Raw genomic sequence first — 13,670 nt, 5'->3', positions numbered from 1 at the left:
AAAAAAACGCACGACCCGGAAGCCGGGTCGTGCGTCAAGGGCACCTTCTGCCGGTGCCGCCCTAAGTCAATTCGTTGGTGCGTGTCAGAGCTTGTAGCTGAGCTTCAGCCAGGCGTTGCGCGGATTGCCCTGCGTGTAGCCGTTGTAGGCGCCCAGGCCGTTGTAGTACCGCTTGTCGCCCAGGTTCTCGATGTGCAGCGAGGCGCTCAGGCGGTTGTTGATGTCGTAGCGCGCCATCAGGCCGAACAGCGTCAGGCCGCCTTGCGAGGCGCGGCCGAGTTCGTTGAACTCGTCGTAGTAGATGCCGCTCTGGTAGCTCACGCTGCCGCCGACGGTGAGCTTGCTCCACTCGCCCGGCAGGCGGTAGCTGGTGGCCACGCGCAGCAGGCGGCGCGGGTACTGCGGGTTCAGCAGCACGCCGTCGGCATCGCGCTTGGCGTGGTAGGTGTAGCCCGCGAGCATCTGCAGACCCGGCAGCACCTCGCCGGCGGCGGTGAGCTCGAAGCCCTTGCTCTTGGCGCCCTGCACCGCGCGGTACGGAATGCCGCCGTCGGGCAGCAGCGAGCCGGCGCCGGTGTCGATCACGGCGAGGTTGGTCTCGCGCGTCTTGAAGATCGCGGCGCTGGTGTTGAGCTTGCCGCCGAAGTGCTCACCCTTCAGGCCCAGTTCGATGTTCTTGCCGCGCTGCGGCGCGATGAGCGAGTTGTTGCGGTCGCGCACCGTGTTGGGCTGGAAGATGTCGGTGTAGCTGCCGTACAGCGAGAGTTCCTTGCTCACGTCGAACACCACGCCCAGGTAGGGCGTGACCACGCCGTTCTCGCGCATCGAACTCACGCCGGTGCGCCGCCAGGTGGTCCAGTCGAGCGTGGACGCATCGGACTTGTACCAGGTGCCGCGCGCGCCGACGATGAGCGACAGCGGCTCGGCCAGCTTCAGGCGGGTCGAGGCGTAGATGGCTTTCTCGGTGGTGTTCAGCGGCGCCGTGTACAGCGGGTACGAGAAGGAGGTCGGCTCGGGGAAGCTCTGCAGCTGGTAGAAGTTCAGCGGCCGGCGGTCGATCATGCGCGGCACGGCGCCACGCGTGTAGACCGTGGCGTCGTAGGTGTTGTAGCTCATGCCCACCACGGCCTCGTGCGTCTGGCCGAAGGCCTCGAACGGGCCCTTCAGGTGCACGTCGAGGGCCTTGTTGGCGCCTTCGGCGGGGTTCTCGCGGATGTCGATGGTGGAGGCGCCGGTGCGCGCGTTGATCGCGCGGTAGATGCTCAGGTCGCCCGAGGCGCGTTCGCGCTTGCTCTTGAGGTAGCTGGCGTCCACCTTGAGCTGCCAGCCCGCGCCCAGGCGCTGGTCGAGGTTGGCGAACAGCTTGTCGCTGTACATGTCCCAGTAGCTCCACGGGGCGCTGGAGTTGAACGAGCGCGGCAGGTTCGTGCGCTGGCCGTTGCTGAAGAACAGCGGGCTCTGGCCGTAGTTGGCGCCGTCGATGGCGGTCTTCTGGTGCTCGAAGCCCACCGACAGGCGCGAGCCCGCCGCGAGGTCGACTTCGAGAATGCCGTACAGCGCGTCCTCGCTGCGCTTCTTGTTCTCGATGAAGCTCTTGCCGTCGGTGCGCGAGGCCATGAAGCGGCCGCGCACGGTGCCGTCGGCGTTGAGGGGGCCGCCCACGTCGATCTCTGCGTTGTAGCGGCTCCAGCTGCCGATGCCGCCCGAGATGTGGCCGGCGAATTCGGAGGTCGGGCGCTTGCGCACGAGGTTGATGGCGCCGCCGGGCGAGCCCACGCCGTTGAGCAGGCCGGCCGCGCCGCGGATCACCTCGACGCGGTCGTAGAAGGCGGTGCTGATCATGCTCGACTCGCCAGCCACGCTGTTGAAGCCCAGCGTGGGCACGCCGTCGATCATGGTGCTCAGGGCGAAGCCGCGCGAGGAGAAGGTCACGCGCTCGTCGTTGCGGTCGGCCACGATGCCGGGCGTCTGGCGCAGCACGTCCTCGAGGGTGACGAGGTTCTGGTCGTCGATCTGCTGGCGGCCGATGACGCTGACCGACTGCGGCGTCTCGCGCAGCGACAGGTCCATGCGCGTGGCGCCGGCGGCGGCGCGCGTGGTGTACGAGCCCGTCCCTTCGGTGGTGCCGTCGGTGGCGGCCTGCGCGGCCACGGTCACGGCCGGCAGCGTGGACGCGCCGGCCGTGCTCTGGCGCTGGATGGTGACGCGCGTGGGGCCGTTGCGCACCGCCACGAGGCCGCTGCCGGCCAGCAGGCGGTCGAGCGCCTGCTGGAAGCTCAGGCGACCCGACACGGCCGGTGCGGCCAGGCCCGAGACCACGTCACCGGCGGCGAGCACCTGCACGCCGGTCTGGCGCGACAGCTCGTTGAGCGCGGCGCCCAGCGGCTGGGCGGGCACGTTGATGTCGCGTGCTTGTGCAGCGGGCTGGTCGGCGCCCTGGGCGGCGGCAAGGCCGCTCCAGCTGGCAAGGGCGGTTCCGAAGGCAGCGGCAAGCGCGGCGCTCAGGAGTCGGTGGCGAGGCGAGAAACGCATGGGTGAAGGCTCCAGACAAATAAATCGGTGCGGCATGAAACGGGGGCGCGCCGCAGCCGTCGATCGGATGCGGGGTGCTTCTGGATGTAAGACGTTTGAACTCGAAAAAGAGAGACAGGCCCGTGACAAGGCATCGGCCGCCGCGTCGATGCGGGGCTAAAAACGAGCGGAAAGAGGGAGCGGCGCGCCGGCGGGCGCACCCGGGTCAGCGCGCCTGCAGGCGCACGCTGCCGTCGGGCCGGGCCACCGCCACCAGCGGCAGGATGGCCGGCAGCGCGTCGAGCAGGCCGGCCGAGTCGTTGGTGCGAAAGCGCCCGGAGAGCCGCATCGCGTCGATGCGGGCGTCGGCGCCGACGATGGGCGCGCTGCGGTAGCTGTTGACCGCGGCCAGCGCGTCGCCCAGCGGCGTGTTGTCGAACACCAGCCAGCCGTCGCGCCAGGCCGAGAGGGCGGCGGTGTCGGCCTGGCGCACCGGGTCGGCGTGGCCGTCGCGCACCTCGAGCATGTCGCCGGCGCGCAGGTCGACCACTTCGCCGCTGCGTTCGGTGCCGGCGTGGCGCAGCACCTGCACGCGCACATGGCCGTGCTCGACGCCCACGGTGATCGGGCCGCCGCGGTCGCGCACGGTGAAGGCGGTACCGACCACTTCGATGATCGCCTCGCGCGTGCGCACCACGAAGGGACGGTCGGCGTCGGGGGCGACGTCGAAGCGGACCTCGCCGCGCGCCATGTCGATCATGCGGCGGCGGCGGTAGAGCGTGACGTCGACGGCGCTCTGGGGCGCCAGGTCGAGGCGGCTGCCGGCCGAGGCATCGGCGGCATCGGCCAGCGTGACCTTGAGCATCCGCGCGTTCGGCGTGCGATACGCGGCCTGGAACACCGGCTGCTGCCAGTACCACTGCACGCCGCGCCCGGCGACCACGCCGGCGCCGAGCAGCCCGGCGACCGACAGCAGCATCTTGCGGCGCGAGGGGTTGCGTGGGGCCGGTGCGGGCACGGGTTCGTCGAAGTGCGCGCGCAGATCGTCGGCCATGCCGCCCAGCGCGTTCCAGCGCTCTCGCGCCTCGCGCACGGCGGCGGCGTGTTCGGGCGAGCGCGTGCGCCACTGGTCGAGCGCGAGCCGGGCGCTGTTGGCGGCCGGGCTCGGCGGCGCGATCTCGTCCTCGACGATGAGCGCGAGCGCGCGTTCGATCAGCCGTTCACGCGGAACGACCGCTGTGGCCGCACGGCTCATGAAAAGTCTTCGGCCAGTGCGGTGTCGAAACCGGCGTGGCTGTTCACCGCCTGCGGCTCGATCAGTTCATGGCGCAGCTCGGCGAACACGCGCGAGCAGTCGATGGTGGCGCGCAGCAGGTGCTTGGCGACCGCCATCTCGGTGATGCCCAGGCGCTGCGCGATCTCGGCGCGCGAGTGGCCATAGGCGCGGAACAGCAGGAACACCTCGCGCCGGCGCGGCGGCAGCTGCTCCATGGTTTCCACCACGCGGCGCAGCACACGGTGCTGCGCCACGACGTATTCGGACGAGGGGGCCGTGAGGTGCGTGCCGACGACGGCATGCGAGACGGCCCACTCCTGCGCCACCTTGCGATGGCGCGCTTCGTCGATGCACAGGTTGCGCGCCACGCGGAACAGCAGGGCGCGCGGCGACTCGATGGCAGCGCCGTCACGCAGGCCGAGGGTGTGCGTGTACACGCGCTCGAAGCTGGACTGCGCGATGTCGGCCGCATGGTGCGGGTCGCGCAGGTCGCGCGTGAGCTGCCGGCGCAAGTCCGCGTAGTGAGACACAAGTTCCTGGACGAGGTCGCGCATCCGGTCGCCTTCTCGCAAGCATCGACAAAGGACCCCTGGGCCGATGGCTGGTGCGCGCCGGTGAAGAGGAGGCGAGGGCGCTGGCTTCGGTGACCCCGGGGATGGGGTGAATAAGAACTATTCTTATTGAGTGTAGCACCGAAGCCTTGCGTTTCCGTGGCTAGACCACGGGGGCTGCGTGGGCGGGGCGCTCCGCGGCGGGGGCCTGCGGCGCCTGCGCCGTGTGCCGCGGCGTGGCGTTCAGCAGCGCCTGCCCGATCTCGTCGGAGCGGATGGCGGTGACCGACAGCAGCGTGTCGCTCAGGCCGTGACTGGTCTCGCAGGCGCCCTGCAGGAAGATGCCCGGGCGCAGCGCCGGCGTGCCCTGCACGCGGTAGTCGCGGTCGACCGAGAAATCGCCCAGGTAGGGCGCCAGCGGTGCCAGCAGCGTGCGGTGCGCGTCGCGCGCGTAGCCGGTGGCGAGCACCACGGCGTCGTAGGCCTTGTCGTGGCGCGCGCCGGTGTTCAGGTCGTGCAGCGACAGGTGGATGCCGTCCTGCGCGGCGCGCACCGCCGACACCTCGTGCCGCCGCAGGAAGCTGTGGCGCGTCGAGCCGGCCACGCGCTGGCGGTAGAACACGTTGAAGATCTGCTGGATCAGCTCCAGGTCGGGCGCGGCGTAGTTGGTGTGCCAGAACTCCTCGAGCAGCTCGGCGCGCTCGTTCACCGAGCGGTTGAACACGAAGTCGGTGAAGTCGGTGTTGAAGATCTCGTTCACGAACGGGCTGTCGTCCGAGGGCTTGATGGAGCGCGCACGCATGATCAGGTCGACCTGCGGCTTGGCCGGGTGCGACTGCAGGTCCATGAAGATCTCGGCCGCGCTCTGGCCCGCGCCCACGATGGCGATGCGGTCGGCGCCGGGATGGCGGGCGATGGCCTCCAGGTAGGTGCTCGAATGGAAAACGCGGCCGTCGTCGCGCAGGGGCTGGAAGCGCGCCGGGATGTTGGCCACGCCGCCCACGCTCACCACCAGGTTGCGCGCCAGGCGCTCGCGCACCGCGCCGTTGGCGTCGCGCGAGCGCACGCGCAGCAGCGAGACCTCGTTGCCCTTCATCTCGGGCACCACCTCGAACACGGCCTCGCCGTAGGCGCAGCGGTCCTCGAACTGCGCCGCGGCCCAGCCCAGGTAGTCGTTGAACTCGTGGCGGCTCGGGAAGAAGGTCTTGAGGTTGATGAAGTCCTGCAGGCGCTGCTTTTCGTGCAGGTAGTTCAGGAAGGTGAAGCGGCTGGACGGATTGCGCAGCGTGGCCAGGTCCTTCAGGAACGAGATCTGCATGTGCGCGTTGTCCAGCAGCATGTTGCGGTGCCAGACGAAGCCAGGCTGCTTCTCGATGAACAGCGCGTCGACGAAGTGGCCCTTCTGGCGTTTCTCGTCGAGCGCGATGGCCAGTGCGATGTTGGACGGGCCGAAGCCGACGCCGATCAGGTCATGGATTTGCATGGATGTCCTCCAGGGATGGCTCGTGTCGACGAGCCGGGGCCGGCGAAGCGGCGGTGGGGTCGGCGCGCGGAATCCACAGCGCCTCGCCGAAGAAACGCTCGCGCCACAGCACGCCCAGCAGGGCGCGCTTGTGCGGAAAGTCGAACTCCTTCACATGGGCGTAGCCGCAGCGGCCCAGGCTCCGGATCATTTTTTCGTTGTCGGCGCGCGGCTCGATCACCACGCGCTGCGTGCGCGGGTCGTCCAGGAAGAGGTAGTGCGACACCGACGGCATCCAGGCGGTGAGAAAGGGCTTGCCGCGAAAGCGTGCCTCGCCCACCAGCGCATGCCAGCCGCGGTCATGGTCGGTCGCGTCATAGAAGGGCGCGATGCGGTCTTCCTTGGCCCAGTAGGCCTCGAAGTAGCCGAAGGGCTCGCCGTCGAAGCGGCCGACGAGGCCGGTCACGCGCGGGTCGGCCGCGATGCCTTCCAGGTACTGGCGGTGGCGCGCGAGGTCGCCTTCCTCTTCCCAGAAATGGGCGACCACGGGGTCGTTCATCCAGCGATGGAAGGCAGGCAGGTCGCGTTCGATGTCGACCGTGTCGAGCGTGAGCGTCTGGTTCAGCCACGGGATGTGGCGGCGGTACACCGTGCCCTGCGGCTTGGCGGGGCGCAGCGGGTGGCGCTTGCCCTGCGTGACGACGAAGCGCTGCGCGAAAGGCTCGCGCGGCTGCGGCAGCCAGGCGCGCGGCCATTGCCAGAAGGCCTCGCGCGCGACCGTGGGCAGCGCGCCCTCGGCCGGCGTGACGATGCCCGCGTCCACCAGCCGCGTGCCGGTCGGCAGCGGCGATTGCAGCGCGAGCTGCCGCGCGGCCGGGTGGCGCTGGAAGGCCGCCTCGATCGCCGCCAGCAGGTGCGCTTCGTCAGGCTCGCCCGCGCAAGCGCCCAGCCATTCGAGGCGCGGCGTGTCGGGCTGCGCGCGCAGGGCCCAGGTGCTGCTGTGGCGGTCGCCGTCGTGCGGCGTGACCTTGAGCACGGTGCCTTCCAGCCGGACGTTCAGCACCCGGCCTTCGGGATGCGCGTGAAAGCGCCATGCAGTGTCGTGGGCGGTCAAGCAAAACCTCCGGGGTGTGGTCGATGTGTGTGGGATGCAGAAGGAAGACGCGGGCTGCGGCCGGATGTTTAGTCGGCGGTGCTTGCATAGCGCTCCCGCTCGAACTCGGGCGAGAGCGGGCACGCGCCGCAGTAGCCCAGCCGCGGCACGAGGTAGTAGAGGCAGCACTGGCGGTGCAGCGTGACCGGCGGCGCGCTGCGATCGGCCACGCGCACGCCGCGGCGCGCGGGCATGAACATCGGGTTGTCGCGCAGCGTGCCGCACGGTTGCGGCCAGGTCGGGCGGTGCAGCAGGTGCTCGAGATCGGCGGCCACGGCGGGCGCCTGGCTGCTCATGCGCAGGCCTTCCTCCAGCACCGGCTCGAGGTAGCGCACGGCGTTGCCCCAGAGGATCTTGGGTGCCAGCCGCGTGAGCTGCGTCAGCCGCGCGAACAGGGGCGCGAGGTGCGTCCACAGCAGCACGTCGTAGCGCGCCGCCGTGTCGGTGCCGGGGCGCGGCGTGCCGAGCTCGACGATGTGGAAGCACTCCGGGTCGCCGTCTTCGTCATCGAGGCTGACCCAGACCTGCTCGGGCCTGACCGGAAAACCGTGCTGCAGCAGGCTCGCCGCGGCGGCCACGGGCGGCAGCAGCGCGTGCAGGTAGTTCATGCTCCAGGCGGAAGCGACCGCGCGCAGGTCGCGCTCCGGCATGTTCAGCGTGCGCGCCTTCAGGCGCAGCAGCGCCAGCAGGCGCGGCGGATCGGCCAGCAGGTCGGCCACGCGCACGGCGTTGGGCGGCGGGTGCGGGGCGCAGGCCAGCGTTTCGCCGTAGGGCGCCCACTCGCCCTGGAAGATCGGCGCGAGCAGCGGGATCACGGGGCGGGGCCGAAGGTGGCGTGAAGAAGAAGGCGCACAGGCATGCAGCAGAAGACGCGCCGGCGGGCCAGAAATTTAGTCCGCACGAGGCCCGTGCCTAAACAGCCTGCCCCACGGAGCGTCTACTCACTCATCGACAGCAGTGCAGGCGTGCGAATCCCCATGAGCTTCCCGAGACACCGTCCCTCCGATCCGGCCTTCAGCATGGCCTGGCGGCTTTTTCGCGAGCTGCACGACGCACCGTCGCCCGAGCGCGCCGAGCAGCTTGTGGCCTGGCTCGGCCAGGACCCGGGCCACGTGCGCGCGCTTGACGAGGCCCTGACGCTGTGGGCGCTGGCGGGCGCCTCGGTGGTGGAGGCCGCGCGCGAGGCGGGGGCGCAGCCGCTGCTGCAATAGGCGCTGCGCCTTCCTGCTAAACAAGCAGGCGCGCCGAACGTCATTGCAGGGAGCCCGTCTCCCTTTGCAACGAACCGTCCGCCGCATGAACCTCACACCCGCCAGCGCCCCCGCGTCCGAACTCGTCCGGCTGTTGCGGCCCTACTTCCCGTGGATCGCGCTGTCGACCGTGACCGGCATCGGCGCGGGCATCGCGACCGTCGCGCTGCTGGCGACCATCAACCAGGTGCTGCATCGCCCCGGCGGCCTGGCCGGCGGACTGCTGCTGACCTTCATCGGCCTGTGCGTGGTGGCGCTGGTCGGGCGCGCCACCTCCGACATGTCGAACAACGTGGTCGGCCAGCGGCTCGTGGCGCAAGTGCGCAAGAGCCTGGCGCTGAAGATCCTCGCGGCGCCGATCGATGCGCTCGAGCGTTACCGCATGCACCGCCTGATGCCCGTGCTCACGCAGGACGTCGACATGATCAGCGACGTGGCCTTCATGCTGGCCTCGACCATGATCGCGCTGGCCGTCTCCCTCGGCTGCCTGGGCTACCTGGCGTGGCTTTCGCCGCCGCTGTTCGGCCTGCTGCTGGCGGCGCTGCTCGTGGGCATCACCGTGCAGAGCCTGGCGCATGCGCGCGGCATCTCGGGCTTCTTCAAGGCGCGCGAGCAGGAAGAGGCGCTGCACAAGGCCTACCGCGGCATCAGCGAAGGCGCGAAGGAGCTGCGCATGCACCGCGCGCGCCGCGCCAAGGTGTACGAGCAGCAGGTGGCGCACACGGTGGAACGCATCCACGACATCAACCGCCGCGCCATCAACATCTTCGTGCTGGCCTCGTCCTTCGGCTCGGCGCTGTTCTTTCTGCTGATTGCACTCATCCTCGGCTGGGCCGCGTTCCGCGACACCGCGCCGGTCGTGCTCAGCGGTTTCGTGCTGGTGCTGCTGTTCCTGAAGGGCCCGCTCGACCAGGTGGTGGCGGCGCTGCCGCACCTGGGGCGCGCGAAGGTGGCCTTCGAGCGCATCGGTGACCTGTCGGCCCGCTTCGCCACGCCTGAGCCGCACCTGGACCTGCACGCACCGCCCGCCACGCCCGTGCTGCACGACGCCATCGAGCTGCGTGGCGCGCGCTATGCGTTCCCGGCGGTGGAGGGCGCAGAGCCCTTCGTGCTCGGCCCGGTGGACCTGCGCATCGGCCGCCGCGAGATCGTCTTCATCGTCGGCGACAACGGCTCGGGCAAGACCACGCTCATCAAGCTGCTGCTGGGCCTGTACGCGCCGGTGGATGGCGAGCTGCTGCTCGACGGCAAGGCCGTGACGCCGCAGACGCGCGACGACTACCGCCAGCTCTTCACCACCGTGTTCTCCGACTTCTACCTGTTCGAAGACCTCGTGGCCGGCGAAGAGGGCGGCCACCAGGCGCTGCCCGAAACCGCCTTGCCCTACCTGCAACGGCTGGAGATCGCGCACAAGGTGTCGGTGAAAGACGGCGCCTTCAGCACCACCGACCTGTCGACCGGCCAGCGCAAGCGGCTGGCGCTGGTGCATGCCTACCTCGAAGGCCGGCCGGTGCTGGTGTTCGACGAATGGGCCGCCGACCAGGACCCCGCCTTTCGCCACCTGTTCTACACCGAGCTGCTGCCCGAGCTGCGCGCCAAGGGGCACTCGCTGGTGGTCATCTCGCACGACGACCGCTACTTTCATGTGGCCGACCGCATCGTCCACATGAAGGCCGGGCGCATCGCGCAGGCCACCGAGGCGCCGGCGCCGAGCCTCGCGGCTTGACCCGTTCGCGAAGCGGGTGCTAGTGTGGGGTTCGCTTCGAACGAACCTCCACAACAGAAAGAACAGGCCTCCTCATGCACCTTCGCTCCACCCCGCGTTCATGGACGCGCGCCGCCTGCCAGGGCGCCGTGCTGGCCAGTGCCTTGCTCGCCGTCAACGCCTTGGCCCAGAAGCCGCACCAGGGCGTGCTCGACGCCGCCACGCAGCAAAAGGACGAGACGCTGCAGCTGCTGGAGCGCATGGTCAACATCGACTCCGGCTCGACCAACACCGAAGGCCTGGCCAAGGTGCGCGAGATGGTGGCGGACGAACTGCGCAAGCTCGACGCGCGCATCGAGAGCTTTCCCGCTGAGCCGCACCCGGGCACCAACCTGGTCGCGACGCTGACGGGGCAGGGCAAGAAGAAGATATTGATCCTGGCCCATATCGACACCGTGTTCAAGGACGGCACGGCCGCGGCCAAGCCCTTCTACATCAAGGACGGCCGCGCCTACGGCCCTGGCGTGATGGACAACAAGGGCGGTGTCGTGGCCGGCCTGCAGGCGCTGAAGATCCTGCAGAAGATCGGTTTCAAGGACTACGGCCAGATCACCTTCCTGATCGACACCAACGAAGAGACGGGCTCGGTCGGCACCAGCGCGCTCATCGAGCGCGTGGCCAAGCAGCACGACGTGGCGCTGAACCTCGAGCCGGGTCGCCCGGCCGACGGCCTCGTGGTCGAGCGCAAGGGCTCGGCCACGGCACTCATCGAGGTGAAGGGGCTCGCGTCGCACGCGGGCGTCGCGCCCGAAGCGGGCCGCAACGCGGCCATGGAAGTCGCGCACCAGGTGCTGCAACTGTCGAAGGTGGCCGATGCGGCGAAGAAGACCACGGTCAACTTCACGGTGCTCACGGCCAACGGACCGACCAACGTGATCCCCGCGTCGGCCAGCGCCAAGGGCGACGTGCGCGCCGCCACGCCCGAGGAGCTCGACCGTGTCGAGAAGGACCTCACGCGCATCGCGCAGAACAAGCTCATCCCTGAGACCGAGGTGCGCGTGCGCCTCGTGCGCGGCTTGCCGCCGATGCCGCGCTCGCCCGCATCGGACAAGCTCGTGCGCATGGCCGAGGGCATCTACGGCGAGATCGGAAAGAAGCTCACCATCGAGAGCAGCGGCGGCGCCGCCGACGCCAGCCTCGTGGCCGGTGTCGGCGTGCCTGTGCTCGACGGCTTTGGCATCGTGGGTGGCGGCATCCACACGCCGGAGGAGTACGCCGAGGTCGAGAGCGTGGTGCCGCGGCTTTATCTGCTGTCGCGGATGCTCATGGACCTGAGCGCAAACTAGGGCCTGCTGTCGGGGCCTCAGCCCCGCTTCGGAATGCCCAGGCCCTTCACCACCGCCGGCCGCGCCACGAAGGCCTCGAGCACGCGCGCGACGTTCTTGAACTCGCTGAAGCCCACGAGGTCGCCGGCCTCGTAGAAGCCGATCAGGTTGCGCACCCACGGGAAGGTGGCGATGTCGGCGATGGTGTAGCTGTCGCCCATGATCCATGCGCGGTCGGCGAGGTGCTTGTCGAGCACGCCGAGCAGGCGCTTCGATTCGGCCACGTAGCGGTCGCGCGGGCGCTTGTCTTCGTAGTCCTTGCCGGCGAACTTGTTGAAGAAGCCGAGCTGGCCGAACATCGGGCCGATGCCGCCCATCTGGAACATCACCCACTGGATGGTCTCGTAGCGGGCCGCCGCATCCTTCGGAATGAACTGGCCGGTCTTCTCGGCGAGGTACAGCAGGATCGCGCCCGATTCGAACAGCGCCAGCGGCTGGCCGCCCGGGCCGTTGGGGTCGAGGATGGCGGGGATCTTGTTGTTCGGGTTGAGCGACAGGAACTCTGGCGACATCTGGTCCTGGGTCTCGAAGCTCACGAGGTGCGGCTCGTAGGGCAGGCCGGTTTCCTCCAGCAGGATCGACACCTTCACGCCGTTGGGCGTGGGCAGCGAGTACAGCTGCAGGCGCTCGGGGTGCTGCGCGGGCCATTTCTTCGTGATGGGGAAGTGCGAGAGATCGGTCATGGGGAAAGTCCTTGGAAGAGGGGCGACAACGGCGAGCGCCGGATTCTGCACGGGTCAGGGGGGCGGCGTGCGCGCATGGCCTTGCAGGCGCGGCAGCACCTCGCGGCCGAGCTCGTCGACCACGTCCTGCGCGGGCCGCCGGCTGCTGCGCACGAGGTTCAGCAGCACGTGGGCGACGCCGGCGTCTTCCATGCGGTCGAGGTAGTCGACGAGCGCATGGCGCCCGGCGCGCAGGCCGAGTTCGATGGGCTCGGCGGGTGCGTCGGCATCGTCCAGCAGGTCGAGCTGCAACGATTGGATGAAGGGCTTGGCCTCGCCGCCCGCGCGTTCGCGCAGCGCGGTCTGCCACAGGCCGATGCGGCCCTGCTGGCGTGCCTCGTCGCGGTGGTAGGTGGCCCAGCCGTCGGCGTGGGCGGCGGTCCATTGCAGCGACTGGCGCGCCGAGCCCACCACCAGCATGCCGATGCGCGCGGCGGGCGGTGCCATGAGGTCGTGGCCGCCGGTGGCGTCGTGCAGCGCGGCGCGCTCCTGTGCATCGGGCGAGAGCGCCGAGCGCACGAGGTTCCAGCGTTCGCGGAAGACGTCGCCGCGCAGCGCGATGTCCTGCTGGAAGATGGCGAACTCGGCCTCGCGGTCGCCCGAGCCCAGCCCGAGGATGAAGCGGTCGTTCGACAGGCGGTTGAGCGAGAGCGCGGCCTTGGCCACGTGCAGCGGATGGCGCAGCGGCAGCACGGCGGCGGCGGTGCCGAGCGCGATGCGCTGCGTGGCGGCGGCCAGCGCGGTGAGCCAGAGGAAGGGCTCGTCGAGCACCGCGGTCTCTTCGCCCTGCGGCACCATCACGGGCACGTCGCGCGTCCACAGCGCAGCAAAGCCGAGCGTGTCGGCCAGCCGGGCCAGCTGCAGTTCGGACGCGGGGTCGGCCATCGCGTCGGGCGGGCGCGCCAGCGGCGTCATCAAGCCCAGGGTGAGGCGCCCGGCGAGCAGCGTCTGCCGGTAGGCGGTGTTGAACGGCGCCATGGCGGCGTCAGGCGCGCCGCTTGCGGGAGGCCGGCGCGGTGGTTGCGGCGGGGGCGGTGAACAGCCGCTCGATCGATTGCCGCACGTCAGCCTGCATGTCGGCGATGGCCTTGGTGTCGCCCGAGAGGTGCTTGAGCAGCGCCTGCAGGAACAGCCCGTCGAAGAGGGCGTAGCAGGCCGAGGGCGGCAGGCCGGGGGCTTGACCCGAGAGTTCGGCGAAGCGGCTCATGATGCGCCAGATCATGTCTTCGAGGCTCTTGTCGATCTGTACCACGTCGTCGTGGAAGGCCGCTTCGAACAGCGCCTGCGAACGCAGGTCGTACCAGAGCCGGTGCACGTGGCCTTCGCCCAGCAGCGTGTCGCCCAGGCTCTGCAGGAAGCCTTCCATGAGCTCGTCGTAAGTGGTGGCGGTGTCGACCGCGTGGTCGTAGCGCGTGACGCAGCGCGCCTTGTACTGCTTGACGCTGCAGACGATGAGGTCGACCTTGTCGCTGAAGTAGTAGTGCAGCACGCCATGCGAGAACTCGGAGTTCTGCGCGATCTCGCGCAGGCTGGTGCGCGCGTAGCCGAGCGTGGCCAGCGTGGTGAGGGCGGCTTCGCCGAGCTCGGCGCGGCGTTGCTCGAACTTGTCGGCCGGTGCCTTCTGCATCCGTCCGGCGTGCTTCTTTACCCGTGAA

12 protein-coding genes are annotated in these 13,670 nt (G+C 69.7%); 3 read left to right on the top strand and 9 right to left on the bottom strand.

Translation table 11 applies throughout. From position 1 onward, the window contains the following. Positions 1-84: 84 nt before the first annotated feature. From ACAM42_RS24305 to fhuF, 6 genes are all read right to left on the bottom strand, one after another. On the bottom strand, positions 85-2,532 hold the full coding sequence (locus ACAM42_RS24305) for a TonB-dependent siderophore receptor (RefSeq protein ID WP_369629688.1): 2,448 nt from the start codon (positions 2,530-2,532) through the stop codon (positions 85-87). Positions 2,533-2,737: 205 nt separating this feature from the next. After that, complete coding sequence (locus tag ACAM42_RS24300) at positions 2,738-3,766, bottom strand: FecR family protein (protein ID WP_369629687.1); 1,029 nt, start codon at positions 3,764-3,766, stop codon at positions 2,738-2,740. Further along, on the bottom strand, positions 3,763-4,341 hold the full coding sequence (locus ACAM42_RS24295) for an RNA polymerase sigma factor (protein ID WP_070062439.1): 579 nt from the start codon (positions 4,339-4,341) through the stop codon (positions 3,763-3,765). The genes ACAM42_RS24300 and ACAM42_RS24295 overlap by 4 nt, the downstream gene beginning before the upstream one ends. 160 nt (positions 4,342-4,501) lie before the next feature. After that, positions 4,502-5,821, bottom strand: coding sequence for a lysine N(6)-hydroxylase/L-ornithine N(5)-oxygenase family protein (locus ACAM42_RS24290; protein ID WP_070062440.1), 1,320 nt, complete (start codon positions 5,819-5,821; stop codon positions 4,502-4,504). Further along, complete coding sequence (locus ACAM42_RS24285) at positions 5,808-6,914, bottom strand: GNAT family N-acetyltransferase (RefSeq protein ID WP_369629686.1); 1,107 nt, start codon at positions 6,912-6,914, stop codon at positions 5,808-5,810. Before ACAM42_RS24285 ends, ACAM42_RS24290 begins: the two co-directional genes overlap by 14 nt. A gap of 68 nt (positions 6,915-6,982) precedes the next feature. Next, the gene (gene fhuF, locus ACAM42_RS24280) at positions 6,983-7,768 is read right to left on the bottom strand and encodes a siderophore-iron reductase FhuF (RefSeq protein ID WP_369629685.1); all 786 of its coding nucleotides are present in this window, start codon (positions 7,766-7,768) and stop codon (positions 6,983-6,985) included. 162 nt (positions 7,769-7,930) lie between these two features. Between fhuF and ACAM42_RS24275 the strand changes: the two genes are divergently transcribed. The 3 genes from ACAM42_RS24275 to ACAM42_RS24265 all read left to right on the top strand — a co-directional run bounded on the left by ACAM42_RS24275 (position 7,931) and on the right by ACAM42_RS24265 (position 11,254). Then, positions 7,931-8,164, top strand: a complete 234-nt coding sequence (locus tag ACAM42_RS24275) for a hypothetical protein (protein ID WP_062469860.1) — start codon at positions 7,931-7,933, stop codon at positions 8,162-8,164. Positions 8,165-8,249: 85 nt separating this feature from the next. Continuing rightward, positions 8,250-9,929, top strand: coding sequence for a cyclic peptide export ABC transporter (locus tag ACAM42_RS24270; protein WP_369629684.1), 1,680 nt, complete (start codon positions 8,250-8,252; stop codon positions 9,927-9,929). A gap of 74 nt (positions 9,930-10,003) precedes the next feature. Further along, the gene (locus tag ACAM42_RS24265; protein ID WP_369629683.1) at positions 10,004-11,254 is read left to right on the top strand and encodes a glutamate carboxypeptidase; all 1,251 of its coding nucleotides are present in this window, start codon (positions 10,004-10,006) and stop codon (positions 11,252-11,254) included. 17 nt (positions 11,255-11,271) lie between these two features. On the opposite strand, the gene ACAM42_RS24260 is transcribed toward ACAM42_RS24265, so the two are convergent. From ACAM42_RS24260 to ACAM42_RS24250, 3 genes are read right to left on the bottom strand one after another with little or no spacing between them, the layout of a single operon-like run. Further along, a complete protein-coding gene (locus ACAM42_RS24260; protein WP_062469843.1) occupies positions 11,272-11,976 on the bottom strand; it encodes a glutathione S-transferase N-terminal domain-containing protein in 705 nt (234 codons plus the stop codon). Positions 11,977-12,030: 54 nt separating this feature from the next. Beyond that, positions 12,031-12,993 carry a TIGR03571 family LLM class oxidoreductase gene (locus ACAM42_RS24255; protein ID WP_369629682.1) on the bottom strand — a complete coding sequence of 321 codons (963 nt, stop codon included), beginning with the start codon at positions 12,991-12,993 and terminating at the stop codon, positions 12,031-12,033. Positions 12,994-13,000: 7 nt separating this feature from the next. Continuing rightward, positions 13,001-13,642 carry a TetR/AcrR family transcriptional regulator gene (locus tag ACAM42_RS24250; RefSeq protein WP_369629681.1) on the bottom strand — a complete coding sequence of 214 codons (642 nt, stop codon included), beginning with the start codon at positions 13,640-13,642 and terminating at the stop codon, positions 13,001-13,003. Positions 13,643-13,670: the final 28 nt, after the last annotated feature.

Source organism: Variovorax sp. V35 (assembly GCF_041154465.1).
GTDB classification, from domain to species: Bacteria; Pseudomonadota; Gammaproteobacteria; order Burkholderiales; family Burkholderiaceae_C; genus Variovorax; species Variovorax boronicumulans.
This window is presented reverse-complemented; position numbering and strand designations above follow the sequence as displayed.

Excerpts from the sequence above, each read along its gene's own strand:
- ACAM42_RS24295 (WP_070062439.1), bottom strand. The coding sequence starts at position 4,341 with ATGCGCGACCTCGTCCAGGAACTTGTGTCTCACTACGCGGACTTGCGC.
- ACAM42_RS24270 (WP_369629684.1), top strand. The coding sequence starts at position 8,250 with ATGAACCTCACACCCGCCAGCGCCCCCGCGTCCGAACTCGTCCGGCTG.
- ACAM42_RS24260 (WP_062469843.1), bottom strand. The coding sequence starts at position 11,976 with ATGACCGATCTCTCGCACTTCCCCATCACGAAGAAATGGCCCGCGCAG.
- ACAM42_RS24250 (WP_369629681.1), bottom strand. The coding sequence starts at position 13,642 with ATGCAGAAGGCACCGGCCGACAAGTTCGAGCAACGCCGCGCCGAGCTC.
- ACAM42_RS24300 (WP_369629687.1), bottom strand. The coding sequence starts at position 3,766 with ATGAGCCGTGCGGCCACAGCGGTCGTTCCGCGTGAACGGCTGATCGAA.
- ACAM42_RS24265 (WP_369629683.1), top strand. The coding sequence starts at position 10,004 with ATGCACCTTCGCTCCACCCCGCGTTCATGGACGCGCGCCGCCTGCCAG.
- ACAM42_RS24290 (WP_070062440.1), bottom strand. The coding sequence starts at position 5,821 with ATGCAAATCCATGACCTGATCGGCGTCGGCTTCGGCCCGTCCAACATC.
- ACAM42_RS24275 (WP_062469860.1), top strand. The coding sequence starts at position 7,931 with ATGAGCTTCCCGAGACACCGTCCCTCCGATCCGGCCTTCAGCATGGCC.
- ACAM42_RS24305 (WP_369629688.1), bottom strand. The coding sequence starts at position 2,532 with ATGCGTTTCTCGCCTCGCCACCGACTCCTGAGCGCCGCGCTTGCCGCT.
- ACAM42_RS24255 (WP_369629682.1), bottom strand. The coding sequence starts at position 12,993 with ATGGCGCCGTTCAACACCGCCTACCGGCAGACGCTGCTCGCCGGGCGC.